At 75.8% G+C, this 24,293-nt stretch carries 17 protein-coding genes; 7 read left to right on the top strand and 10 right to left on the bottom strand.

Translation table 11 applies throughout. The annotated features are described in order from the left end of the window. Window positions 1–26 precede the first annotated feature (26 nt). From FB457_RS10810 to FB457_RS10780, 7 genes are all read right to left on the bottom strand, one after another. Window positions 27–941: an EamA family transporter gene (locus FB457_RS10810; protein WP_145781666.1), complete on the bottom strand. Its 915-nt coding sequence runs from the start codon at window positions 939–941 to the stop codon at window positions 27–29. Further along, window positions 934–1,494, bottom strand: coding sequence for a MarR family transcriptional regulator (locus FB457_RS10805; RefSeq protein WP_145781664.1), 561 nt, complete (start codon window positions 1,492–1,494; stop codon window positions 934–936). Before FB457_RS10805 ends, FB457_RS10810 begins: the two co-directional genes overlap by 8 nt. A gap of 97 nt (window positions 1,495–1,591) precedes the next feature. Continuing rightward, complete coding sequence (locus tag FB457_RS10800) at window positions 1,592–2,953, bottom strand: glutamine synthetase family protein (protein ID WP_047015385.1); 1,362 nt, start codon at window positions 2,951–2,953, stop codon at window positions 1,592–1,594. A gap of 449 nt (window positions 2,954–3,402) precedes the next feature. Then, window positions 3,403–5,715, bottom strand: a complete 2,313-nt coding sequence (locus tag FB457_RS36050) for a hypothetical protein (protein WP_486588988.1) — start codon at window positions 5,713–5,715, stop codon at window positions 3,403–3,405. 80 nt (window positions 5,716–5,795) lie between these two features. Further along, window positions 5,796–8,915, bottom strand: coding sequence for an alpha-N-acetylglucosaminidase TIM-barrel domain-containing protein (locus FB457_RS10790; protein WP_145781662.1), 3,120 nt, complete (start codon window positions 8,913–8,915; stop codon window positions 5,796–5,798). Between the two features lie 147 nt (window positions 8,916–9,062). Further along, entirely contained in the window at window positions 9,063–9,713 is a 651-nt protein-coding gene (locus FB457_RS10785) for a LuxR C-terminal-related transcriptional regulator (protein ID WP_047015382.1), read from the bottom strand. Next, entirely contained in the window at window positions 9,677–10,969 is a 1,293-nt protein-coding gene (locus FB457_RS10780) for a sensor histidine kinase (RefSeq protein ID WP_047015381.1), read from the bottom strand. The genes FB457_RS10785 and FB457_RS10780 overlap by 37 nt, the downstream gene beginning before the upstream one ends. A gap of 307 nt (window positions 10,970–11,276) precedes the next feature. On the opposite strand from FB457_RS10780, the gene glnII reads away from it, so the two are divergent. Then, complete coding sequence (glnII, locus tag FB457_RS10775; RefSeq protein ID WP_145781660.1) at window positions 11,277–12,296, top strand: glutamine synthetase; 1,020 nt, start codon at window positions 11,277–11,279, stop codon at window positions 12,294–12,296. Window positions 12,297–12,396: 100 nt separating this feature from the next. Then, complete coding sequence (locus FB457_RS10770; protein ID WP_145781659.1) at window positions 12,397–14,976, top strand: phosphoinositide-specific phospholipase C-related protein; 2,580 nt, start codon at window positions 12,397–12,399, stop codon at window positions 14,974–14,976. A 24-nt stretch (window positions 14,977–15,000) separates the two neighbouring features. Here the strand turns inward: FB457_RS10770 and FB457_RS10765 are convergent, their stop codons facing one another. Continuing rightward, window positions 15,001–16,692: an alpha/beta hydrolase gene (locus FB457_RS10765; RefSeq protein WP_145781657.1), complete on the bottom strand. Its 1,692-nt coding sequence runs from the start codon at window positions 16,690–16,692 to the stop codon at window positions 15,001–15,003. A gap of 277 nt (window positions 16,693–16,969) precedes the next feature. Between FB457_RS10765 and FB457_RS10760 the strand changes: the two genes are divergently transcribed. Beyond that, window positions 16,970–18,409, top strand: a complete 1,440-nt coding sequence (locus FB457_RS10760; RefSeq protein ID WP_145781655.1) for an FG-GAP repeat domain-containing protein — start codon at window positions 16,970–16,972, stop codon at window positions 18,407–18,409. A 59-nt stretch (window positions 18,410–18,468) separates the two neighbouring features. Here the strand turns inward: FB457_RS10760 and FB457_RS10755 are convergent, their stop codons facing one another. Both FB457_RS10755 and FB457_RS10750 read right to left on the bottom strand, forming a co-directional pair. Continuing rightward, window positions 18,469–18,861 carry an MmcQ/YjbR family DNA-binding protein gene (locus FB457_RS10755; protein ID WP_145781653.1) on the bottom strand — a complete coding sequence of 131 codons (393 nt, stop codon included), beginning with the start codon at window positions 18,859–18,861 and terminating at the stop codon, window positions 18,469–18,471. An 83-nt stretch (window positions 18,862–18,944) separates the two neighbouring features. Continuing rightward, window positions 18,945–19,691 (bottom strand): uracil-DNA glycosylase, encoded by a 747-nt coding sequence (locus FB457_RS10750; RefSeq protein ID WP_145781651.1) that lies wholly within the window; start codon window positions 19,689–19,691, stop codon window positions 18,945–18,947. Between the two features lie 170 nt (window positions 19,692–19,861). Here FB457_RS10750 and FB457_RS10745 point away from each other — a divergent pair, with 170 nt between their 5' ends. The 4 genes from FB457_RS10745 (at window position 19,862) to FB457_RS10730 (ending at window position 24,284) form a co-directional block, all read left to right on the top strand. Beyond that, the gene (locus FB457_RS10745) at window positions 19,862–20,113 is read left to right on the top strand and encodes a hypothetical protein (RefSeq protein ID WP_047015375.1); all 252 of its coding nucleotides are present in this window, start codon (window positions 19,862–19,864) and stop codon (window positions 20,111–20,113) included. Window positions 20,114–20,396: 283 nt separating this feature from the next. Continuing rightward, window positions 20,397–21,458, top strand: a complete 1,062-nt coding sequence (locus tag FB457_RS10740) for an ATP-binding protein (RefSeq protein ID WP_047015374.1) — start codon at window positions 20,397–20,399, stop codon at window positions 21,456–21,458. Further along, window positions 21,455–23,356 (top strand): vWA domain-containing protein, encoded by a 1,902-nt coding sequence (locus FB457_RS10735; RefSeq protein WP_047015373.1) that lies wholly within the window; start codon window positions 21,455–21,457, stop codon window positions 23,354–23,356. The genes FB457_RS10740 and FB457_RS10735 overlap by 4 nt, the downstream gene beginning before the upstream one ends. Window positions 23,357–23,444: 88 nt before the next feature. Further along, a complete protein-coding gene (locus tag FB457_RS10730; protein WP_145781650.1) occupies window positions 23,445–24,284 on the top strand; it encodes a class I SAM-dependent methyltransferase in 840 nt (279 codons plus the stop codon). Window positions 24,285–24,293 lie beyond the last annotated feature (9 nt).

Below are 24,293 nucleotides of genomic sequence, written 5' to 3'. Positions count from 1 at the left end.
GGCGCGGGACCGCGCCGCCCGCGCGCTCACGCCACCGCGATCAGCCCGATCGCCGCTCCCGCGCACACCAGCCCGGCCGACTGCAGCAGCGTCAGCCGCTCCCGCAGCACGAGCAGCGCCAGCAGCACCGGGATCGCCGGGTAGAGGGCGGCGAGCACGGTCGCGACGGCCATCAACTCCGCGCGGGCCGCGTAGAGGTACAGCACGGTCGCGAGGGTGCCGAGCGCGCCCGCGGCGGCCACGTGCGGCGCGCATCGCCGGGGCAGCCCCCACGGGGCCCGGTCGCCCAGCACGGCGAGCGCGACGACGGCGACCGACACGACGCGGCTGACGGTGATCGCCCACAGGTCGCCCTCGGCGGGCATCCGGGCGATGGCGACGAAGTGCGCGGCGAACCCGGCCCCGGCGATCAGCGCGTCCACCGACGCGGATCCGCGCGCCCGGCGGGCGGCCGGTGCCGGTCCGCGCTCCTCCCGGCCCGGCACCGGAAGAGCGTGCACCTCCCGGCCCGCGGCACCGGCCGCCCGGTCCGGTCCGCGCGAGACCAGCCACAGAGCGGGGAACGCCGCGGCGATGCCCGCGAGGGCGGCCGCGGCCGGGCGTTCGCCGAGGAGGCTGATACCGATGACGACCGGTACGGCCACGGCCATCACGTCGCTGACCGGCACCACGACGCTCATCGCCCCCTTGGCCAGGGCGCGGTAGAGGAACGCCACCCCCACGCCGGTGCCCACACCGGACACCGCGCCCCAACCCAGCCCGGCCGCGGTCAGGGCGCCCGCGCCCGGTGCGGCCGGCGCGGCCGTCACGCTCACGGCCGTCCCGCACACCTGCGCGTAGAACGCGACCGTCACCCCTGCCGTGCGCCGGGCGGCGAGCCCGGCGACGAAGTGCGTGAGGCCGAAGCTGACGGCGGACGACAGCGCGAGCAGCTCACCCACCGCGCTCACCCCGTTCGGTGCGGGCGGCTCGCTCGGCACGCGCGGCCTGCCCGACGGGGCACAGGTGGCCCGCGGCCAGGCAGGCGCCGCGGTCGCAGAGCCGGCACAGCACGTCCTCCGAGCCGACGTCCCCGTACACCTCGGTGAGCAGCAGTTCCAGCGCCTCCGTCAGGCCGGTGGCCTGCTGCTCGGGGAGCCCCGCGAGCACCCGGCGCAGCCCGTCCCGGCGCGCCGCCTCCGCCCGCGCGGCAGCGGCGGCCCCGGCCTCCGTGAGCCGCAGCGCCACCCCCCGCCCGCCGCTCCGCTCCCGCTCGACCAGCCCGCGGCCTTCGAGTTGGTCGAGCATCCGGGCGCACGCGGGCTGGCTCAGCCCGATGCGCCGTCCCAGTTCCGTGACCCCGATGCCCTCCGCCCCCCGCAGCGTGACCAGTGCGGCGGTGCCGCTCACGCTCACTCCGGCCGCCCCCGCGGCCGCGGCCGTCAGGCGGTCGGCCACGGCGAGCGCGGCGGCGCCGAGGAGGTTCGCGGTCCGGATCTCGTCGGTTTCATGCATAACTCATGCATAGCTCACGCCGCGCACATCCTCAACCGCCGGCGCGCGACCGACACGGGGTCAGCCGGCGTAGAGGAACGGCGGGCGGAAGCGGGCCCTAGAGGACCGGGAGGCTCTTGCGCAGCTCGAAGGCCGTGACCTCGGAGCGGTACTCCTCCCACTCCTGCTTCTTGTTGCGCAGGAAGAAGTCGAAGACGTGCTCGCCGAGCGTCTCCGCGCAGATCTCGCTGCGCTCCATCAGCCCGATCGCCTCGCCGAGGTTCTGCGGCAGCGGCTCGATGCCCATCGCGCGCCGCTCGCCGTCCGTCAGTGCCCACACGTCGTCCTCGGCGCCCGGCGGCAGCTCGTAGCCCTCCTCGATGCCCTTCAGGCCGGCGGCCAGGAGCATCGCGTACGCCAGGTAGGGGTTGCAGCCGGAGTCGATGGAGCGGACTTCGATGCGGGTGGAGCCGGTCTTGCCGGGCTTGTAGAGGGGGACGCGGACGAGGGCGGAGCGGTTGTTGTGGCCCCAGCAGATGTACGAGGGGGCCTCGCCGCCGGCGCCCGCGGTGCGCTGGGAGCCGCCCCAGATGCGCTTGTACGAGTTCACCCACTGGTTCGTCACCGCGGACACCTCCGCGGCGTGCCGCAGCAGCCCGGCGATGAAGGAGCGGCCGACCTTCGAGAGCTGGAACTCCGAGCCCGACTCGTGGAAGGCGTTGCGGTCGCCCTCGAAGAGCGACAGGTGCGTGTGCATCCCGGAGCCCGGGTACTCGGAGAACGGCTTCGGCATGAACGTCGCCTGCACGCCCTGCTCCAGCGCCACCTGCTTCATGATCAGCCGGAACGTCATGATGTTGTCGGCGGTGGCCAGCGCGTCCGCGTAGCGCAGGTCGATCTCCTGCTGGCCCGGCGCGCCCTCGTGGTGCGAGAACTCCACCGAGATGCCCATCGACTCCAGCATCGTGATCGCCTGCCGGCGGAAGTCCATGCCGACGTTCTGCGGGGTGTGGTCGAAGTACCCCGAGTTGTCCGCGGGCACCGGGCGGCTACCGTCGACCGGCTTCTCCTTGAGGAGGAAGAACTCGATCTCGGGGTGGGTGTAGAAGGTGAAGCCAAGGTCGGAGGTCTTGGCGAGGATCCGCTTCAGCACGTACCGCGGGTCGGCGAAGGACGGCGAGCCGCCGGGCATGAGGATGTCGCAGAACATCCGCGCCGTGCCGGGCGTCTCCGCGCGCCAGGGCAGCACCTGGAACGTGCCGGGGTCGGGCTTGGCGAGCATGTCCGACTCGTGCACCCGGGCGAAGCCCTCGATGGCGGAGCCGTCGAAGCCGATGCCCTCGTCGAACGCCTGCTCCAGCTCGGCTGGGGCGACGGCGACGGACTTCAGGAAGCCCAGCACATCGGTGAACCACAGCCGCACGAACCGGATGTCGCGCTCCTCCAGGGTCCGGAGCACGAACTCCTGCTGCTTCTCCATGGTCCACATCCTCGCAGGTGACTCGGTGGCGCGGGCGCGAGCCCTCAGTATCACGGTAGGGAGTTTCCGCCGCGTTTCGCACCCCGCGGGTTCGCCTGCGGCGGGCGAAGCGGAGCGGGGGTATGCGAGGGGGTGGCACGGGCGGGAGTTCTCAGTATCGCGGCAGGGCGTGTCCGCCGCGTTTCGCACCCTGCGGGTCCGCCTGCGGCGGGCCTCCAGTATCGCGGTGGGGGTTTCCGCCGCGTTTCGGCGGTGCGAGCCCTGCGGGCGGGATGCTCCGGGCAGGTGTGTCGGGTCGTGCGGGTGGTGCGCGTCCCGGCGGGTGCCGGGTGCCGGGTGCCGGGTGCCGGGTGCGGTGTCCGGCGTGGTCCTGCCCGCACGACCGCGCGGTAGGACGGTCCGCAGCGGCTCCGGTGAGGCGCTCGCCCGTCCTCGCCCCCGCTTCGCCGCTACGACGGGGGGCGGAGGGTCGTGCCGTCCGGGAGGGTCGCGGTCAGTCTGGCGCGGGCACCGCGGTCGGCGGCGGTGGCCAGGAACCGGCCCTCCGCCACGCCGCTCACGCCGCCGGAGGCGGTGACCGACGTGACGTCGCGGCTGCCCGCCGCCAGCACGTACCACCTGCCGGAGCGCGCCTTCCACAGCACGCCCGCCAGCGCGTGCGGCGCCCGTACGCCGCACGCCGTCGTGTCCCGCGCCCGGGCCGCCACCGCGCCCTGCTGCAGCGGGTCGGTCGCCGGCGGCTGGAACTGCGCCAGGGTCACCCCGCCGGTGCCGCGCCAGGTGTCTGCGCGGGTGCACACCCAGGCGGCGGTGCCGCCCGCCTCCGGCAGCGGCTGGCCGGCGAACGTCCAGGAGTTCACGGACCGTACGCCGTGGGCGCGGAGCGCGGCGAGGTGGCACGCGGTACGGGCCCAGCGGTCGCGGGCCGCGGCGCCGGCGACGTCCGTGGCGGCGGCCGGCGGGCCGTAGGTCAGCCTGGCCGGCACCAGTTCGCCGAGGTCGGTCGTGAGCTGGGCGGGTGCGCCGGCGCCCGCGGAGGGGCGGGTGCGCAGCTCCAGGCCGGGCCACGTGGTGCAGGGCTGCTCGGCGGTGTCCCGGGAGCCGCCGGGGGTGCCGTCCGGCGGGCTTTGCGCGGCGGGTGCGTCGGTCGTCGCGGTGTCGTCCGCCGCCCCGTCCGCCGCCCCGTCCGCCGCCCCGCCGGGTGCTCGCGTGCCGTGCTGCGCGCCGCCCGTGTCCGGCTCGTCGCCGGGGGTGGCGGCGCCCGGTTCCGCGGGGGCGGTGGTGGGGAGCGGAGGACTGGGGACGGGGGCGGTGACGCCGTCCGTGTCGCGGTCGACCCGCTCCGCCTCCGCCGCCGGGTCCAGCAGCTCGCGCAGCGAGACCCCGGAGACCCACGGCGCGGTCAGATAGCGGACCTTGCCGTCCGTGCGGCCGACGACGACGGCGAGCGCGCTCGCCGCGTCCGCCGCGTCGGCGCGGGCGAAGTCCAGCACCGCGGCGCCCGGTTCGCCCCGCACCTCCGCGTACCGCACCAGCCGCAGGCCGTCGTGGAAGAGGACGACGGTCGCCCGGTCGACGTCCCCCGCGTACAGCAGCCGCGGCGGTCCCGCGGGCGGTCCCGCGGCGGTGCCGGGCGTCGCCGAGACCCGTACGGACTCGCCGGGCCGGGCCCAGACGGCCAGCGCCCGGCGCAGCAGCGCCGCGTCGCGGGTACGGGCGCCGCGGGCCGGCCAGGCGGCGAAGTCGGCGCGGCCGGTGCGCTGCCAGTCGTCGCGGCCCGCGAGGGCGAGCCGCGCCGGGTCGAGGGCCTGTTCCGCGAAGGCGTTGCGGGCGTACGGGGCCGCCGCCGCGTCGTCCGCGCCGCCCCCGGTGCCGGGGACGCCGAGGAGGGCGACGACGGCGACGAGGGCCGCGGCGGCGGCGAGCGCGGCGCGGGTGTGCTGGCGGCGCCGCAGCAGGTCGGTGGGGCGGGCCTGGAGCGCGCAGGGGTCGAACTCGGGGGAGAGCAGCAGCCGCCGCTCCGCGCTGCCGGGCGGCTCCGCGACGCGGTCGGCGGCGGCGAGCGCGGCCCCGGGGTCCTCGGCACCGGCCGCCGCGAGGAGCCGGCGCACGGCCGGGTCCGGCAGCGCTTCGAGGCCGCGCAGCACGTACGCGGCGCGGGCCGGGGCGGGGAGCGCCGCGAGGGCGCGGTCGAGGGCCAGTTCGTCGGAGCCGCCCGGGCGCGGGTGGAGCCGCAGCCCCCAGAGCCGGGGCAGCGGGCTCGGCAGCCCGCCGGGGCGCGGCAGCCGCAGCGGGCGGCGGGGGCGTCCGGCGTCGAGTGCGGCCCGGACGATCCGGAGCCGCACGTAGGCGTAGCCGGCCCCGGCGTCCCCGTCGTTCCGCCAGGGCGCGCCGGGACCGAACCGCACCTCGGCCCCGTGCGCGGCGTCCGCGGCACCGGGACCCCGGGCCGCGCCGCCGCTCCCGTCCGCCCGCTGGCCCGGCACGGCGTCCGGCGGCACTCCGTCGTGTACGCCGCAGTCCGGTGCCCCCGGCGCCGTACGCCCCCGCGGCAGCGAGCGCTGCACCAGGCCGTGCGCCGCCAGCACCCGCCTGCCGCGGTCCTCCTCCGCGGGCAGCAGCAGATACGCCAGCCGCGTCAGATGCGCGTAGTGCTCGACGACGGCGGCCTCTGCCTGCTCGACGTCGACGGGCGGGGGGACGGTGTCCGCGGGCGGTGGCGGCTTCGCGGCGCCCCGGGCGGTGACGGCCTGCTGATCCACGCTGGGTTGAACGAGTGAATCCTCAGATGGTCACTCCGCCGCGGCGCCACGACCGGCCGCCCCGCCCGGCGGCCGGGCCCTCATCCGCTCGTCCACCCGCCGAACTCCACCGTCCCCCGCACGCCCGCCGCCGCCGACATGAAGAGCCCCGCGTCCTGCGTCCCCGCGGTCCCGGGCACGGTGACCGTCGCCACGGTCCGCCACGTCGCACCGGAGTCCGTCGAGCACGCGCCCGTGAACGTGTCGCCCGCCCGCGTCAGCCGCAGCGTGACGGGCGCCGTGACGCCCGTGATCCGGCGGTACGTGTCCAGCGTGCCGTCGCCGTTGGAGTCGTACGACAGCACCACGCCGTTCGCCGGCGTCACCGCCAGGTTGAGGAACCCGGCCGCGCCCGCCGTCCGCAGGTCGTTGCGGGCGACGATGCCCGCCCGCGCCCACGGGCCCGTCGGCGCCTGCGCGTCGACGGTCAGCGTCACCGTGCCGCCGGAGGCCAGCGACCCCGGGCGGAAGACCGCGCCGAACTCCGCCGTCGCCTTCCACATGTCCGCCCCGCCCCCGTCGACCGCCCAGCGGTCGCCGAGCTGCCCGAAGACGGCGGCGTTGGTGGTGACGGTGGCGACGCTGTCGTCCAGCGGCCCGGCGACGAACAGCGTGCCCGGCGTGTGCACCGTCACCGGGCCCTGCCCCGCCATCCCGTACGCCGTGCGCACCTCGTACGCCAGCGGCGTCAGCGGCTTCGCGGGCGGCCCGGCGGGCGCCCGCACCTCCCACGCGTGCTCCGCCCGCCCCGCCGCCGGTACCGCGGGCAGCGAGACCGCCCCCGGCGGTGCGGCGTCGAGGCCGGTCAGCTCCAGCTCCACGGCGCCCGTGGCGGCCAGCCCGCACATGTTGCGGAACCCGGCGGTCAGCCGCCCCGCCCCGCCCGGCGCGAGCGCGGGGGGATCCGCCACGGCCGTCACCACGCCCTGGTACGGGGCCGTGGCCAGCACCTCGTGGACGCGGCGCGCGAGGGTGTGCGCGTCGCCGGAGGGGCGCTCGGGGTAGCGGTGACGCTGCCGCGTCCAGGGGTCCTCGACCGCGTACCAGTCGAAGGGCTCCGGCTCCCGCCCGGCCGCCAGCGCGTCCTGCAACTCCTCCAGGTAGGCGCGCCAGCGCGGCGCGTGGAAGTCGCGGATCAGCCCGGACCAGTCGCGGTTCGCGTAGTCCGCGAGGTGCCCGCCGTCGGCGGTGGGGCGGTCGGCCCAGGTGGTGACGAGGACCCGCGCGGTGCGCTCCAGCAGCGCGGCCTCCGCGTCGTCGGCGGCCCTCCGGCGGGCGTCGGCGAGCCACGGGCCGAGGAGGAACGCGCGGTGCGTGCCCGTGATCTCGTCGCTGAGCGCCATCAGCTTCAGCCACAGGTCGGACAGGGTGCGGAAGGTGGCTGCTCCCTCTCTGTCTCCCCGCTCGTACGCCGCCTTGAGCTGCGGCAGCAGCACCCGGGACCGGCTCGCGAGCGCCTGCCGGGCGAGGTCGACGAGGTCGTGCCGGTACGCGTCGGAGGCGCGCAGCGCCGGGGCGACGCCCAGCAGCGCGCCGAACGCCTTGTCGAACTCGGCGAGGTCGAAGGCCGGCGTCTTCGTCGCGTAGTACGCGCCGGAGCGGGCGTCGAGCGACGGGCGGGCGGCGAAGATCGAGTCGTGCGGGCGGCCGTCGGCGCTGGAGATCGCGTACGCCGTCTCGCGCAGCGCCGCGAACGCCGCGCGCGCCGCCGGGTCCGCGTCGCCGTAGCGCACGGCCGCGTACTCCTCGAACCACTCCTTCCGGTCCACCGGCTCGTCCCGCCACGCCAGTTCGCAGAAGAGCTCCAGCGCCGCCGGGTCGCGCTCGGCGGCCTCCGGCATGTACGCGGTGCCCACGCACGCGCTGCCCGGCTTGTCCCGCCAGGCGGCGAACCGCTCCGCCCACATGTGGGTCTTGGCGCCGATCGTGGTGCGGCCGCCGAAGTTGGGGATGGTGCCGAAGGCGTACGGCACGCCGCCCCAGTCCGCCTCGCGGTCGGTGACCCGCTCCAGGTCGGACAGGCCGTCGACGACGAGCATCCGGTCGGGGTGGGCGAGCCCTTCGAGGAGTTCGCGCCGCGGGTTCTCCTGCCAGCCGAGGATGACCCATGTGGCGCCGGGGCGGGCGGTCTGCAGCGCGGTCTCGACGGCGCGCGCGGCCTCCGGCACGGGGACGTCGCCGGGGTCGCCGCCCTCGTGCAGCAGGTCCATCTTCAGGTGCCGTACGGGCCCGAAGAGGTCTTCCTGGTGGCGGTAGAACGCGGCGGCGACGTCGCGGAAGACGCCGGTGCGCGGGTCCAGCCAGTCGGGGCGGGCCAGGCCCGCCCAGGTGCCCTGGGGGACGGTGCGGGCACCGGGGTTGCGGGCGGCGAAGCCGCCGGGGACGGTGCCGAAGTAGCCGGGCAGGACGGGGGAGATGCCCAGCTCGCGCATGCGGGCCGTGATGCGGCGGCCGAGTTCCGTGCGCTCGGCCAGCAGCGCGGGGGAGACGGGGCCGCCGTAGCCGCTCATGTTCTGCAGCAGCCACCACGGCTGGTGGCTGGGCGCGGGCAGCCAGGCGCGGGCCTCGGCGTCGGAGTAGCCGAAGTCCTGGAGCAGCCGGTGGTAGACGGCCTCGGTGCCGGGGGTGACGAGGACCTGGTTGCAGCCGTGCAGCGCGAGCACGTCGATGAACCGCTCCCAGCGCGCCCAGTCGTGGTACGGGCCGGTGTAGCCGTCGTGCGTGTCGTTGAGCGCGAACCGGGCCGGGACGGTGGCGCGGCGCTCCACGGGCGCGGCGGGCGCGGGGAGGCGGCGGGGGAGCCGGGTCTGGCTCCCGGACCAGGAGACGACGGCGCGGCAGGTGTACTTCAGGTACCAGTGCACGCCGGTGAGGAGCACCGCGGGGCTGGTGCCGCCGACCTCGATCCGGCCGGCCCGGCCGCGTACGGTGAAACGCTCCTCGCCGTCGAGGGCGGTGAGCGCGAACTGCCCGGCGTGGTCGGGCAGCAGCCGCGCCAGTGCCTCGCCCGCCGCCGCCACGTCGAACCCCCTGCCGGCGGCCGCCGCCGTGCCGCCTCCGGCCGTCACGCTACGGGCCTGCGCCTGCCCGCCGGTGAGTGCCGCGCCGGCGCCGAGGGCGCCGGCCGTGCCCAGGATCGTGCGTCGCGTCATGTCCGTCATCAGCGGACCGTAGCCACGCGCGGGGCGAGGGGGCAACGGAGGGAACCGGGTGAAAAGTGACCGCGCACGGGCCGGCACCGCAAGCGCTGTCTTCCGGACGTCCGCGCCGCGGGCCGGAATCCGGGCGCGGGCCCGGCCCCGCCTCCGTCAGCCGCGGTCCAGGTAGGCCAGCACGGCCAGCACCCGGCGGTTGTCGTCGTCCGACGGCGGCAGCCCCAGCTTGCTGAAGATGTTCGACGTGTGCTTGGCCACCGCCCGCTCCGTGACCACCAGCCGCTCCGCGATCGCCGCGTTGGACCGGCCCTGCGCCATCAGCTCCATCACCTCGCGCTCCCGCGGCGTCAGCGTGTTCACGGGCTGGTCCTGCGCCGCCCGCCGGCTGAGCAACTGCGAGATGACCTGCGGGTCCATCGCCGTACCGCCGCCCGCCACGCGCCGCACCGCGTCGATGAACTGGTCGGCGTCGAAGACCCGGTCCTTGAGCAGGTACCCCACCCCGCCGCGCTCGTCCGCCAGCAGCTCGCGCGCGTACAACTGCTCCACGTGCTGCGAGAGCACCAGCACCGGCAGCCCCGGCCGCTTCGCCCGCGCCTGGAGCGCGCACTGCAGGCCCTCGTCCGAGAACGACGGCGGCAGCCGGACGTCGACCACCGCGACGTCCGGCTCCAGCTCGTCCAGCGCCCGCGCCAGCTCCGGGCCGTTGTCCACCGCGGCCAGGATCTCGAAGTCATACGCTTCGAGCATGCGGACGAGACCGTCCCTCAGAAGGAAGAGGTCTTCGGCGATGACAGCGCGCACGGAATCTCCAGGGTCACCATCGTGGGGCCGCCGACCGGGCTGTTGACGGCCAGTACGCCGTCGAATGTACCGAGCCTGCGCTCCACCCCGGCCAGCCCGGAGCCCTTGTCCAGCGACGCGCCGCCGCGGCCGTCGTCCGTGATCGCGATCCGCAGCATGCCGTCGCGGTGTCCCATGTCCAGCCAGACGCGCTGCGCCTTCGCGTGCTTGACCGCGTTCGTCAGCACCTCGCTCACCGCGAAGTACGCCGCCGACTCCACCGGCTCCGCCGCCCGCCCCGGCGGCGTACCCAGGTCGATGTCCACCTCGACCGGCACCGGCATGCGCAGCGCCAGCGCCCGCACGGCGTCCGCGAGGCCGCGCTCGGCGAGCACCGGCGGGTGGATGCCCCGTACCAGGTCGCGCAGCTCCGTCAGCGCCTCGGCCGACTCGCCGCGCGCCCGCGAGACCAGCTCCTTCGCCCTGGCGGGGTCCTTCTCGATGAGCGCCTCGATGGTGCCCAGGCTCATGCCCATGGCGACCAGCCGGGCCTGCGCGCCGTCGTGCAGGTCGCGCTCGATACGGCGCAGCTCGGCGGCGGAGTTGTCGACGGCGTCCGAGCGGGTCTCGGTGAGCCGCGCGACCCGCTCGGCCAGCTCGACCTCGCGCGGCGCCAGCACGCCCTTGGTCATCTGGAAGTGCAGGCCGATCAGGCGGTGGCTGGTGAAGAGGCCGACGGCCAGCAGCGCGGTGCCGAGCCCGGCGGCCATGAGCGCGGTGGCCTGCGAGGACACCGGCACGAAGCCGTACCAGTAGGTGGTGTCGCCGCCGCTGGTGAGGGGGTCCCAGACGCCGGCGGCGATCACGTACCCCTCCAGCGGGTAGAAGGTCAGCGCGACCGTCACGACGGCGAGGACCGTGCCCGCGATCATGTCGGTGAACAGCCAGCGCAGGTCGCGCCAGGTCGACGGGTCGGTGAGCAGGTGGCGGGTGCGCTGCGCCTGGCCGATGAGCCCGCCGTGCAGGTCCGGCGGCCAGGGGCGGTACGTGGCGGGGATGCGCACGTCCGACCACTGCGCGGCGAGCAGCCGGCGCAGGTTGGCCTGCATCCGCACGCCCTCCAGCACCCAGGGCGTGGTGACCAGGCCGATGCCGAGCACGGGGATGAGCACGACGGAGACGAGGGTGAGCACGAAGAGCGTGATCGACACCGCGGTGCACAGCACCGTCAGCGCCAGCGCCCGCACCCCGGCGAGCGCCCAGTTCCGGAAGATCATCTCCGTGTCCCCTCTGTCCCCGCTGCTCCCTGCCGGTCCCGTGCCCGTTCCTGCGCGGGCCCGGCTCGCGCGGCCCGTTTCTCCGGCCGCACGTCACAGTCTGCCGCGCGCCCCGGACGGGGGCACGGGGCCGTACCCCCGGGCCGGGGTGTAGCTAGCACCACCACGCCGTACGGGACGAAGGGACACACCGGGTTTACATCCGGGCAACGGACGGGAAACCGCGGCTTGCGACGCTGCCCGCGGCGGGCGCGCGTGCCCGCCGCCCCGCACAGCCCCGCACCTGTACGAACGAAGGACGGCGACCGTGAGCTACAAGGCCGAGTACATCTGGATCGACGGCACCCTGCCCACCGCCAAGCTGCGCTCGAAGACCAAGATCGTCGAGACCGGCGCCGAGCCGCCGCTCTGGGGCTTCGACGGCTCCAGCACCAACCAGGCCGAGGGCAGCTCCTCCGACTGCGTCCTCAAGCCCGTCTTCACCTGCCCCGACCCGCTGCGCGGCGGCGCCGACGTGCTCGTACTCTGCGAGGTCCTCGACACCGACCTCAGCCCGCACGCCTCCAACACCCGCGCCGAACTGCGCGAGGTCGCCGGGCGCTTCGCCGGCCAGGAGCCGGTCTTCGGCATCGAGCAGGAGTACACCTTCTTCCGCGGCTCGCGCCCCCTCGGCTTCCCCGAGAACGGCTTCCCGGCCCCGCAGGGCGGCTACTACTGCGGCGTCGGCGCCGACGAGATCTTCGGCCGCGAGGTCGTCGAGGCCCACCTCGACAACTGCCTCAAGGCGGGCCTCGGCCTCTCCGGCATCAACGCCGAGGTCATGCCGGGCCAGTGGGAGTTCCAGGTCGGCCCGCTCGGCCCGCTGGAGGTCGCGGACCAGCTCTGGGTCGCGCGCTGGCTCCTCTACCGCACGGCCGAGGACTTCGGCGTCTCCGCCACCCTCGACCCCAAGCCCGCGAAGGGCGACTGGAACGGCGCGGGCGCGCACACCAACTTCTCCACCCGGCGGATGCGCGAGGGCTACGAGGCGGTCGTCGCCGCCTGCGAGGCGCTGGGCGAGGGCGACAAGCCGCTGACGCACGTGCGCGCGTACGGCGCGGGCGTGGAGACCCGGCTGACGGGGGCGCACGAGACGGCGCCGTGGGACGAGTACTCGTACGGGGTGTCGGACCGCGGGGCGTCGGTGCGGATCCCGTGGCAGGTCGAGAAGGACGGCAAAGGCTACATCGAGGACCGGCGGCCGAACGCGAACGTCGACCCGTACGTGGTGACGCGGCTGATGGTGGACACGTGCTGCACGGCCCTGGAGAAGGCCGGCCTGGACTGAGCACGGGCTTCGGCGCCCGGTTGGTGCAACCGGCTCTTTCGCTCGCCCTATCGGCCGCGTCGCGCTGGCCTGGGGCCGGGGAGATGCCGAGGCTGAATGCATGTCAGGGGCGCGGCGGGTCTGGACGGCGGTCGCCGCCGCCCTGCTGAGCGCGCTGACGGTGCTGCTGCTGTGCCGGTACACGGTGGCCGACCCGGCGTACTACACGGGCGCGGTGCGGGAGGCCGACGGCTACCAGCGCGTCTACGACGAGGTGCTGGCGGACCCCGCCGTCCGCCAGGCACTGCGCACGGGCGCGCTGGGCGTCCCGCTGCGCAGCGACGCCGTGGTCGACAACCTGCCGCTGCTGGTCCCGCGCCCCGTGCTGGAGCAGGCGGCGGACCGGCAGGCGCGGGCCCTGGTCGCGGCGCTGACGGGCAGCGCGGCGGCCGGCGACGACTGGCGCGGGCCGGTGACGGAGAGCGCGACGGAAGCGGGCAGCGAGCACCTGCGCGCGCTGCGCGCCGATGCGGATCCGGCCGCGGCCCGCGGCCTCACCAATCTCATCACCCGCCTCCGCGCGTACGTCACCCCCGGCCGGCAGTCGCCGACCCCCACGTCGGCGCTGCGGGAAGCGGTGGCGACGTTCGTCCACGACACGTGGCCGCCGACGACGGCGCGCCGCATCATGACGGCGCTGGACGAGATCCTGCCGGGCGCGGAAGCGCCGCACACCCGGACGGCGGGTGCCGCGGACCGGGGGCCGGTTCCGGAGGCGCGGCCGCCGCTGGTGGCGCGGGGGGATGCGGTGGGGCGGCCGGGCCTGTGGTCGGCGGGGCGGGAAAGTGGCGCGCCGGGCGGGGAGTCGCACGGGCGGTCGGCGGTGGGGACGCAGGTGCGGCCGCCGTTGGTGAGGGCTCCGGGTTCCGAGGCGCCGGGGGCGGAGGGGCGTGGACCGTACGCCGCGGGAGCGCGGCCGCCGCTCGTGGCGTCGGGAGGTGCCCCGGGGGACGGGCGGGGAGGAACCGACGGTACGGGCGGGGGAGGCCCGGCGGTGGGGAACGGCCGGGTGCCGTTGGTGGTGGAGGACCGGGCCGGGGGCGGTACGGACCCGGCGTCCGCGGCCTCGCCGGAGCTGCCGGGCTGGGGGCCCGAGCGGGGCGCGGTGGTACGGACCGTGCTGGCCGCGTCCGCGTCGTGGTGGGCCGTCGCCGGGGTGGCCGCCGCGGCGGCCGGGGCCGGGGTGCTGGCGCTGCGCGCGGCGGCCCGCGGCGGGCGCCTCCGGGCGCGTACCGCCGCGGCGGCGTGCGCGGGTGCCGGGGTGCTGACCGCCGCCGCGGGGGCGGCGGTGTGGGCGGCGCTGCCGCCGTCCGCGGGGCTGGTGCCGGACGGCCTGCCGCCGAGCGTGGCGGCGCTGCTCACGGACGTGGTGGCCGGCCTCTACCGCGAGGCGGCCGTGGCCTGGGCCGCGGCCCTGCTCACCCTCACCCTCACCGCCGCGGCCCTCGCCACCTCCCCGACGGCCCGCAGAACCCTCCGCCTTGCCCTCACCCGCACCGCGGGCGCTCCGGCGCCCGCCGCCGCGCCCGGAGCCGTACCGGCGCACCCGCACCGCGCCCCCGGCAACCCCGCGCCGACCGCGGCCGAGCCGGGGACGGCCACCGGCCCGCGGCCCTCCACGGCACCGCCCCCGCCGAGCCGTCCCGCCACCCCCCGCGCCCGCTGGGCGCGGCGGCTCGGGCTCGGGTTCGCCGGGTTCGCCGCGCTGGCCCAGATCTGGATGCTCGCTGTGGTGCCGGCCGGGGACGCGCTTGCCTGCAACGGCGACGTCGCCCTCTGCGGGCGGCCGTACGACCGGGTCGTGCAGGTCGGGGCGCACAACGCCATGGCCACCGTGCCCGACGGGTTCCTCGGCGCGCACCAGGACGTCTCCCTCACCGGGCAGCTCGACCGCGGTGCCCGCGCGCTCCTCCTGGACACCCACTACTGGGAGACCGCCGAGCGGCTCGTACCGCCCGCCGGCACCGGAGGGCTCGACGCCGCCTCCCGGGCGACCCTCGTACGGGCCGTGGACTCCGTCGTACGCCCGCGCCCCGGCACCTGGCTCTGCCACGGCCCGTGCCGGATGGGCGCCACGCCCCTCACCGCGCAACTGCGCGAGCTGCGCGACTGGCTGGAGGAGCATCCCCGGGACGTGGTGACCCTGATCCTCCAGGACGCCATCACCCCCCGCGACACCGCCCGCGCCTTCCGCGCTGCCGGCCTCGGGCCGTATCTGCACCGCCCCGGCCCCGATCCCACCGCGCCCTGGCCGACGCTCGGCGAGATGGCCGACTCCGGGCGGCGGCTCGTCGTCTTCGCCGAGGAGGCCGACGGGCCCGCGCCCTGGTACCGCAACTTCTACGAGTACGCCGTCGAGACCCCGTACCGCGCCCGCGAACCCGGCGACATGAGCTGCGCGCCCCACCGCGGCGGCAGCGACCCCCGCAAGCGGCTCTTCCTCCTCAACCACTTCGTCACCCACGGCACCGGCGCCCCCCGCGCCGAGGCCGCCGCCGTCAACGACGCGGACGCCATCGTCCATCGTGCCCGGACGTGCGCGCTGCTGCGCGGCCGGATGCCCACCATCGTCGCCGTGAACCACATGACCCTCGGGGATGCCGTCGGTGCCGTACGGCGCCTCAACTCCGAGATGCCCTGAGCCGCGAGCTGCGAGTGGCGGCCGTCAGCCGCAGCGCGTGCCCTTCGTCGGGCGCTTGCCGTCGAGCAGGAAGTCGTCGACGTTCCCGTCGACGCACGCGTCCCCGGTGAGGTAGCCGGTGTGCCCGACGCTCTCGAAGGTGAGGACGACGGAGTCGTTGTCGAGCTCCTTCGCCATGTCCGCCCCGCCCCTGTACGGGGTCGCGGGGTCGCCGGTGGTGGCGACCAGCAGCGCGGCGGGGGCCTTCGTGGCGCGTACGTGACGCGAGTCGTTGTCACCGGTGACGGGCCAGCCCGTGCAGGTCAGCATCTGGCCGGCCATGAACGTGCCGAAGATCGGGGAAGCCTTGGTGAACTCGCCCTTGGCCCGCTCGACGTCCGCCGCGGTGTAGCGGTCGCCGGTGTCGCGGCAGGTGACGGCGGTGAAGGCGGCGTCCGCGTTGCCCTCGGCGGGCCCCGCGAGCACCGCACCCGGGGCCCAGGCCCCCGGCACCCCGGCGCCCCGCACCCCGGCGCCCCGCACCCCGGCGCCCCGCACCCCCGCGCCGCCGCTTCCGCCCGCCAGCCGGACCATCGGCGCCCCGTTGCCGTCCCCGAGCGCGCTCAGCGCGTGCCGCAGGTCCGGCCACAGCTTCTCCGAGTACATCGCGTTCTTCAGCGCGCCGACGAAGGTCGACTGGTCCAGTTCCCCCGCCCTGGTGTCGATCTCCCGCTCGTCGAGCAGGTTGAACAACTGCCGCGTCTCCTTCCTCGCCTTCGCCGCGTCGCCCCCCAGCGGGCACTCCGGCGCCCCGCGCTCCGTGCAGTCCTTCGTGAAGTCGTCCAGCGCGCGCTGGAAGGCGTGCGCGTTGGCGAGGTAGGTCTGCTCGCTGTTCTTCATCGGGTTCTCGACGCCGTCGAGGACGACCCGGCCCGTCTTGCGCGGGAAGAGATGGAGGTAGTTGGCACCCAGCGAGGTGCCGTAGGAGAAGCCCATGTACGTGAGCTTCTCCTCGCCCAGCGCGCCCCGCAGCACGTCGAGGTCGCGGGCGGAGTCGACGGTGCCGACCCACGGCAGGAGCCTCCCGGAGTCCTCCTCGCACAGCTTGCCCTGGAGCTCGCGGTACGCGGCGAGCCGGTCGATCTCCGTGCGGTCGTCGGGGGAGCGGTCCAGGCTCTCGGCCTGCCGCGCGGTCGGGCGCGCGCACCGTACGGCAGGCGCGCTGTCGCCGACGCCGCGCGGGTCGGGGGCGACGATGTCGTAGCGCTCGTTGAGCTTCGTGAACTTCGCGCCGAGGCCGGCGAGGCCCTCGACGCCCGACTCGCCCGGACCGCCGAAGTTCAGCACGAGGGAGCCGATCCGGTCGCTCTTGCCGCCGGTCGCGGGCAGGCGGGCGACGGCGAGGCGGAGGTCGCCGCGGTCGGTGGCCGCGTAGTCGCGGGGGACCCGCACGCGGCTGCACTGGAGTCGTTTGAGGTAGCCGGGGGGCTTGCGGCCGGTCTTCCTCGCCGCCTCCGCGACCTTGCGGCCGCAGTCGGTCCAGCCCACGGACTGGTCGTAGTACGAACCGAGCGCCCCGCCGCCGTCGGCGGCGGGGCGCTTCGCGGGGGCGCCGGCCGGGCTCGCGGCGGTGAGGGCGAGGGCGCCGGCGACCGGCAGGACCGCGACGACGAGGGCGGCGCGGCGGGACGCGGAACGCCGCCGACCGCCGGGGGATATGTGGTAGTTCGCTCCCATAGGGCACACGCTACGGGCGGCCCCGTACCTCCGCACCCGCGGCGCGGACCACCGGGCACCCGTGACACCACCGGGCAGGTCATCCCCGACGGCGTCGACCGGACCGTACGGGCCGGGGACCACCACCACGAGGGCCGCCGGCAGGCCCGCTCCCCCGCCCGCAGCCGACCACCCCCGCGCGTGTCCCAACTGCCTTACGGCCGTACAACCTTCACCCCGCCACACAGGTCTTCCCCACACCCGCGGAGATCGTCCGCCACCGACCGGGAGGCCCCAGGTGACCCGTCAGCCCCGCCGCCGTGCCCTCGTGGCGCTCGCCACCTCCGTCGCCCTCGCCGGCGGCGGCCTGACGGCGGTGGCCGCGCCACCCGCCGCGGCGGCCCCGAGCGGGCTCAAGGGCGACTTCGACGGCGACGGCTACCGCGACGTGGTGATCGGAAACCCCGCGGCCACCGTGTCCGGCAAGACCTACGCCGGGGCCGTGGCCGTGCTCTACGGCTCCGCGGCAGGCCCGGACGGGAGCCGGCGCGCCGTGTACCACCAGGGCACCGCCGGCGTCCCCGGCTCGCCGGAGGAAGACGACTACTTCGGCGAGACCGTGGCCGTCGACGACTTCGACCGCGACGGCTACGCCGACCTGCTCGTCGGCGCGTCGCGCGAGAACGTGAGCGGGGACGTCGACCGCGGCACCCTGACCCTGCTCTGGGGCGGGCCCCGCGGGCTGAGCGGCGGCGCCGCGGTGAGGGTGGCGCACGTCCCCGGCACCGGCTGCAACCTCGCCGAGGGCCTGTACGCCGGCGACTTCGACGGCGACGGCGCGCCCGAGATCAGCGTGGCCGCCCGCTGCGCGGCCTTCCACCTCCGGGGCCCTTTCACCCGCGAAGGACGGCCGCAGAGCCAGCGGCGCGACCCCTTGTTCGGCACGACCCGCGGCGGCGCCTACGGGAACGTGGACGCCGACCCGCAGGCCGAGCGCATCGTGTTCGTCGGTCTGATCGACGGCCGCCCCGGCGGCACGATCTACGTCGACGACTGGACCGGCGACGGCTACGCCCGCACCCTCCTCACCGGCGCGGGCGGCCTCACCGGCGAGGTCGGGGACGTCGACGGCGACGGCTACGGCGATCTGGTGACGGGATACCCGGACGAGCCGCGGAACAGCGGGCAGCCGTGGGCCGTCGGCGGCACGGTCCAGGTCTGGTACGGCGGCCCGGACGGCATCGACCCAGCGCGGCGACCGCAGCGGATCCACCAGGGCACCGCGGGCATCCCGGGCGGCGGCGAGCCGGACGACCGGTTCGGCGCGTCGGTCGGGGTTGCGGACACGGACGCCGACGGCCGCGCCGAGGTGGCCATCGGCGTCCCCGGCGAGGACTTCGACGGCAAGTCGTTCGCCGGGACCGTCACGCTGCTGCGGGGCACCGCGAACGGGCTGACCGGCGCCGGAGCCCGGCTGCTCCACCGGAACACCGCGGGGGTGCCGGGGGCTGCCGCGAAGGGCGACGGGTTCGGTGACGAGGTCGCGCTCGGCGACCGCAACCGCGACGGCAGGGCCGACCTGACCGTGGGCGCTCCGTGGAGGGCCGCCGGGGGCTTCGTCTGGCACGGCCGGGGCACCGCCGGCGGCATCACGACGACCGGCTCCTTCAACGTCACCGCCGCCCGCGCCGGGTTCGGCGGTGAGTTCCCGGGCTTCGGCGAGGTGATCGCCCGGTAGCCGGGCGGCCCGCCGCCGCCCGGCGTGCGGCCCCGCGTGCGGCCTCCGCGCGCCCCCGGCTACGCGCCAGGCGGCGGGCGGTGGCGTTCGCCCGGCCAGTCCAGGGTGAGGCGGTGGGCGCGGGGGAGCCTGGCCACCACCAGGTCGTACGAGTCCTCGATCATCTCCAGCACCAGCTCCTCGGGCACGGCGCCGTCGAGGCGGACGGTGTTCCAGTGGCGCTTGTTCAGGTGGTACCCGCCGACGATCTCGGGGTGCGCGGCGCGGAGTTGCACCGCCAGGTCCGGCTCGCACTTCAGGCTCACCGACAGCGGCGTGGCGTCCAGCTCGCTGAGCGCGAACATCTTGCCGCCGACCTTGAAGACGGAGATCGCCTGATGCCGGTCGAAGGGCCACTCCTCGACGGCCCCGTTCGGCTCCAGGCAGGCGGCACGAAGCTGGTCAGGTGTCATGTGCCCCAGTATGGGAGCTCCCACTGACACCGCACGGCGAGCGCCCGGCCGCCCCGGCCCCCGCATGCCGCCGCGCCCCCCGGCTACAGCCCCGCCGCCGCCCCCGCGGACGCCAGCACCTCCCGCAGCATCGCCGGCGTCAGCCGCCCGGTGAAGGTGTTCTGCTGGCTGACGTGGTAGCACCCGTACAGCTCCAGCGGTGCGCCCCCGTCCGGCCGCCGCAGCGTCGTGTGCGCGCCGTGGCCGAACACCGGCCGCGGGCGCGGCACTTCCCAGCCCGCCGCCGCCAGCACCGGCAGCGCCGCCTGCCAGCCGAACGACCCGAGCACCACCGCCGAGCGCAGCGTCGGCCGCAGCAGCTCGATCTCGCGGACGAGCCAGGGGCGGCAGGTGTCGCGCTCGGTGGGCGTCGGCTTGTTCTCGGGCGGGGCGCAGTGGACGGGGGCCGTGATGCGGACGCCGCGCAGGGTCAGGCCGTCACCGCGGTGGGTGGCCGTGGGCCGGCTGGCGAAGCCGGTGGCGTGCAGGGCGGCGTACAGGACGTCGCCGGAGCGGTCGCCGGTGAACATCCGCCCGGTGCGGTTGCCGCCGTGGGCGGCCGGCGCGAGCCCGATGATCAGCATCGCGGCGTCCGCGGGGCCGAAGCCGGGCACGGGGCGGCCCCAGTAGTCCCAGTCGGCGTACGCCTTGCGCTTGGTCGCCGCGACCTCCTCCCGCCAGGCGACGAGCCGCGGGCAGGAGCGGCACTCGCACAGCCGCCCGTCCAGTTCTGCGACGGTACGGGTGCGGGGGGCGGTAACGGCGGGGAGCGGGGGTTCTGTGGTGGTCATCGGTGCCAGCATGCCGCAAGGCGGCGGACGGTGCCGAACGGGGCCCGAATGCACCTCTGTGCATTCGAACTGGTATCCCGAAATGACCTGTGACCAGGGGAGTTTGTCAGTCGGAGGCGGTAGAATGGAGGAAGTGAAGACGGGCCAAGACGAGGCCGAGGAGGTCGCCCATGCCAGTGGCGTACGCCCCGACACCCCTGCCCAAGAAGCCGCTTCCGGCAGGTATGCCGCGTGAGTGGTATGTCGCGCACAACCGCATGCTGAAGGCCATGCGCATCGCCATCGCCCTGCTCGACACCGGGGTCTACACCCCGCAGCGCGCCCGCAACGAGGTGATACGCCACACCGCCGAGCGCATCGGCGTCCACCCGCCCTCGCTGACGACCTGCCGGCTGGTGCGCAGCCTGCTCCCGCTCATCTGACCGCGCCCCGAGCGTCCCGACCTCGCGCTGATTCCGCGCTGATTCCGCGCTGATTCCGCGCTGATTCCGCGCCGACCCGATCCGGCCCGACCGCGAACCGGGCGCGGGGCACGGCCCGTAGGCGACAAGCCTTCGTGCCGTACGCCCCGCGCCCGCGCACACGCGTCCCCCGCCACCGGAAAACCGGCTGCGCCGCGTGCCGTCCACCGCCCACACTGGAGGTCCCGACACGGCGCACACTCCCTGCGCGCGCCGCACCCGACCGGAATCAGGAGCCCGCCGCGTGCAGGCAGCCGTTACCGTCACGCCCGCCCGGATCCCCGAGCTGCTGCTCGGGCTCGCCACCGTGCGCCCGGTCTTCCTCTGGGGCGCCCCGGGCATCGGGAAGTCGTCGCTGGTACGGCAGTTCGCCGACTCCCTCGGCCTCGACTGCGTCAGCCTCATCGGCACCCAGCTCGCCCCGGAAGACCTCATCGGCGTCCCGCAGATCCGCGACGGGCGCAGCGTCTTCTGCCCGCCGGAGGCCATCGCCCGCGACGAGGCGTACTGCCTCTTCCTCGACGAGCTGAACGCCGCCACCCCCGACGTGCAGAAGGCGTTCTACTCCCTCATCCTCGACCGCCGCATCGGCACCTACGAGCTGCCCGAGGGCAGCATCGTCATCGGCGCCGGCAACCGCGCCACCGACAACGCGCTCGCCCGCCCCATGGCCTCCGCGCTTGTCAACCGCCTCGCCCACGTGCACCTGGAGGCGTCCGCGACCGACTGGCTCGTCTGGGCCGGCGAGCACGGCATCCACCCCTGGGTGACCGACTACCTCACCGACCGCCCCGACCACCTGTGGGCCAAGCCGCCGAAGACCGAGGAGCCGTTCTCCACCCCGCGTTCGTGGCACATGCTCTCCGACGCGCTGCACTCCTTCGGCCCCGCCCTCGACGACGTCACCCTCAAGACCGTCGCGCACGGCACGCTCACCCCCGCGCACGCCGTCTCCTTCTGCGGGTACGTCAAGATCGTCCGGCACCGGTACGGCGTCGAGGCCATCCTCAAGGGCGACGCCTCCTGGCCCCGCCGCACCGAGGACCGCGACCTGCTCTACTACCTCGCCGAGGCGTTCCGCGGCCGGCTCGTCAAGGAGCTGCCCGCGAGCAAGGAGCACGCCTCGCCGGCCGTGCGCGAGACCGCGTACCGCGCGAAGGCGCTCCTCGTCCAACTGGCCGAGATATCGGTGGAGGTGGCGCAGACCGTCATCGCCGAGGACGCGGACGGGCAGCCGGTGCTGCCCGCCTGGTTCCTGGTGGAGGCGGCCAGGGACATGCCGCGGCTCGTGGAAGCCCGCAGATGAGCCGTACGAACCGGGCGGCGGGCCGGCGCGGGAAGGCCAAGGCGCAGCAGCGCGACGACCCGGCCACCCGCGCCTTCTCCGCCGGGCTTGCGAAGGCCATGCAGAACCCGGCCCTGCGCGCCCTCGGTGCGCAGGTCGTCCGCAAGGGCGCGGCGGGCACGGGCGCCGCTCCCCACAGCACCGGCGGCACCACGATCGTCTCCGGTACTGCCGACACACCGGCCCCCGCCCACGGCCTCGCCCGCGTCGACTCGTACGGCACCGTCCACGCCCACCCCACCCGCCGCGCCGAGCCCGCCGAGTGGACCTGGGCGCTGGCCCACTGCCTGCTGCACCTCGGCTTCGGCCACGCCCCCGCCGCCCGCGGCGAGCGCACCCAGCCCGACCGGTACGAGCAGGCCGCCCGCTGCACCGTCGTCAACCGCTTCCTGCTCTCCTTCGGCACCGGCCGCCCGCCCGCCGACCTGCCCGCGCACTATCCCGGCGGCGGCGAGGAGGAACTCGCCGCCCGCTGGCGGCGCGACGGCATCCCGCCCGAGTACGAGCGCTGCGGCGCCGCGGGCGACGAGCCCGACGTGCTGCTGCTGCCGTGGGACGGCTGGCCCGGCACCACGCCGCCCGACTGGCAGAAGGACTTCGCGCACGCCCTCGCCCGTACGATGTCCGCCGCCATGGAGGTCGCCGGCGGCCGGCGCGACTCGCTCACCGGCGCACGGGCGCCCCGGCGGCCGTGGGAGCGGGCGCTGGAGTGGTTCGTCTCCTCCTACCCGCTGCTCGGCGGGATCGCCGCGGGCATGACCGTCGTCGCCGACGCCGATCTCGCCCGCGCGCACGACATCTCCGTCGCCGCCGTCGACGCCGCCGCGGGCGAGATCTACGTCAACCCGCTGAAGGACCACTCCGACGAGGAATGGCGCTTCATCCTCGGCCACGAGATGCTGCACGCCGCGCTGCGCCACGGCGAGCGCCGCGGGGCGCGGGACCCGTATCTCTTCAACATCGCCGCCGACTTCGTCGTCAACGGCTGGCTGCTGGAGATGCGCGTCGGCGAGATGCCCGCCGGGCTGCTGCACGACCCGCGGCTCGCGGGCCTGTCCACCGAGGAGGTCTACGACCGCCTCGCCGCCGACCTCAGGGTCCAGCGCCGCCGGCTCGCGACGCCGCGCGGCCGGGGGCTCGGCGACGTACTCGGCGAGCCGCTGGTGCCGCGGGATCCGGCGGCCGCGTACGTCGACCTCGACGAGTTCTACCGGCGCGGGCTCCAGCGCGGCCTCGACCTGCACGAGCGCGACCAGGACCGCGGGCTGCTGCCGGCCGGGCTGATCGAGGAGATCCGGGCGCTCGCGCAGCCGCCGCTGCCGTGGGACGCGCTGCTGGCCCGCTGGTTCGACGAGTTCGTGCCCCGGGCGGAGCCGGTGCGCACCTTCGCGCGTCCCGCCCGCCGGCAGGCCGCCACCCCGGACATCCCGCGTGCGGGCCGCTACTTCCCGCCCGAGGAGGTCGCCCGCTGCACCTTCGGCGTCGTCCTCGACACCTCCGGCTCCATGAGCCGCACGCTGCTCGGCAAGGCGCTGGGTGCCATCGCGTCGTACGCGGAAGCGCGTGACGTGCCCGCGGCGCGGGTCGTCTTCTGCGACGCCATGCCGTACGACGCGGGCTATCTGCCGCCGACGGAGATCGCCGGCCGGGTGCGGGTGAAGGGCCGCGGCGGGACCGTCCTCCAGCCGGGGCTCGACCTGCTGGAACGGGCGGACGACTTCCCGGGCGCGGCGCCCGTGCTGGTGATCACCGACGGCATGTGCGACGTGCTGCGGGTGCGCAGGGAGCACGCGTATCTGATCCCGGCGGGGGCGTCACTGCCGTTCGTCGCGCGGGGGCCGGTGTTCCGTGTGAGGTGACGGCCTCGGCGGGCTCCGTACGGGCGTACGGTGACCGTCAGAAGCGGCGGCACGGGCGGATCGGGCGGAACGGCGGAAGGCGGCGGACGTGGCGGAGAGCGCGCGGACCCTCGACTGGAACGGGGCCAACGGCGACCACTGGGTCGCGTACGAGGAGCAGTACAACGCGGCGATGTTCCGCTACAGCGAGCGGCTGTTCGCGGGCGCGGACGTGCAGCCGGACGACCGCGTCCTCGACGTCGGCTGCGGCTGCGGCCAGACGACCCGGGTGGCCGCGGCGCTCGCCGCCGAGGGCTCGGCGCTCGGCGTCGACCTGTCCGCCGCGATGCTCGCGCAGGCGCGCGCGAGGGCGGCAGAGGAGGGCGTCGGGAACGTGCGCTTCGAGCAGGCCGACGCGCAGGTGCACGGCTTCGCCGGCGGCGCGTACGACGTGGCGATCAGCCGGCACGGCGTGATGTTCTTCGCGGACCCGGTGGCGGCGTTCGCCAACGTACGGCGCGCGCTGCGGCCTGCGGGGCGGCTGGCGTTCGTGTGCTGGCGGGCGCCGGAGGAGAGCGAGTACTCGGCCGTGCCGCGCGCGGCCCTCGGCCGGTACGTCACGGTGCCGAAGTCCGGAGGCGTGAACGAGCCGGGCCCGAACTCGCTGGCCGACCCCGACCGGGTGCGGGAGGTGCTGGGCGGGGCGGGCTTCGTCGACGTACGACTGGAGGCGGAGAACGAGCCGATGGACCTGGGGGCGGGGGTCGGGGAGGCGCTGGACTTCGTCCTCAACCGGCCGCATGTGCGAGGGGTGATGGCGGACCTCGACGGGGGGACGAAGGCGAAGGCGACCGAGGCCCTGCGCGAGGCCCTGACTCCGTACGTGACCCCGGAGGGAGTCCTGCTCCGGGCCCCGGCCTGGCTGGTGACGGCGCACAACGCGGCATGAGAGGGCCGC

This window comes from Streptomyces sp. CNZ287 (assembly GCF_007827615.1).
Note: the sequence above shows the minus strand (reverse complement) of the source record. Positions and strands in the feature narration are given on the sequence as shown.

Coding starts and splice junctions, on each gene's coding strand:
- FB457_RS10780 (WP_047015381.1), bottom strand. CDS start 10,969: ATGATCTTCCGGAACTGGGCGCTCGCCGGGGTGCGGGCGCTGGCGCTG.
- FB457_RS10755 (WP_145781653.1), bottom strand. CDS start 18,861: ATGACACCTGACCAGCTTCGTGCCGCCTGCCTGGAGCCGAACGGGGCC.
- FB457_RS10805 (WP_145781664.1), bottom strand. CDS start 1,494: ATGCATGAAACCGACGAGATCCGGACCGCGAACCTCCTCGGCGCCGCC.
- FB457_RS10790 (WP_145781662.1), bottom strand. CDS start 8,915: ATGACGGACATGACGCGACGCACGATCCTGGGCACGGCCGGCGCCCTC.
- FB457_RS10745 (WP_047015375.1), top strand. CDS start 19,862: ATGCCAGTGGCGTACGCCCCGACACCCCTGCCCAAGAAGCCGCTTCCG.
- FB457_RS10735 (WP_047015373.1), top strand. CDS start 21,455: ATGAGCCGTACGAACCGGGCGGCGGGCCGGCGCGGGAAGGCCAAGGCG.
- FB457_RS10770 (WP_145781659.1), top strand. CDS start 12,397: ATGTCAGGGGCGCGGCGGGTCTGGACGGCGGTCGCCGCCGCCCTGCTG.
- FB457_RS10800 (WP_047015385.1), bottom strand. CDS start 2,953: ATGGAGAAGCAGCAGGAGTTCGTGCTCCGGACCCTGGAGGAGCGCGAC.
- FB457_RS10765 (WP_145781657.1), bottom strand. CDS start 16,692: ATGGGAGCGAACTACCACATATCCCCCGGCGGTCGGCGGCGTTCCGCG.
- FB457_RS10750 (WP_145781651.1), bottom strand. CDS start 19,691: ATGACCACCACAGAACCCCCGCTCCCCGCCGTTACCGCCCCCCGCACC.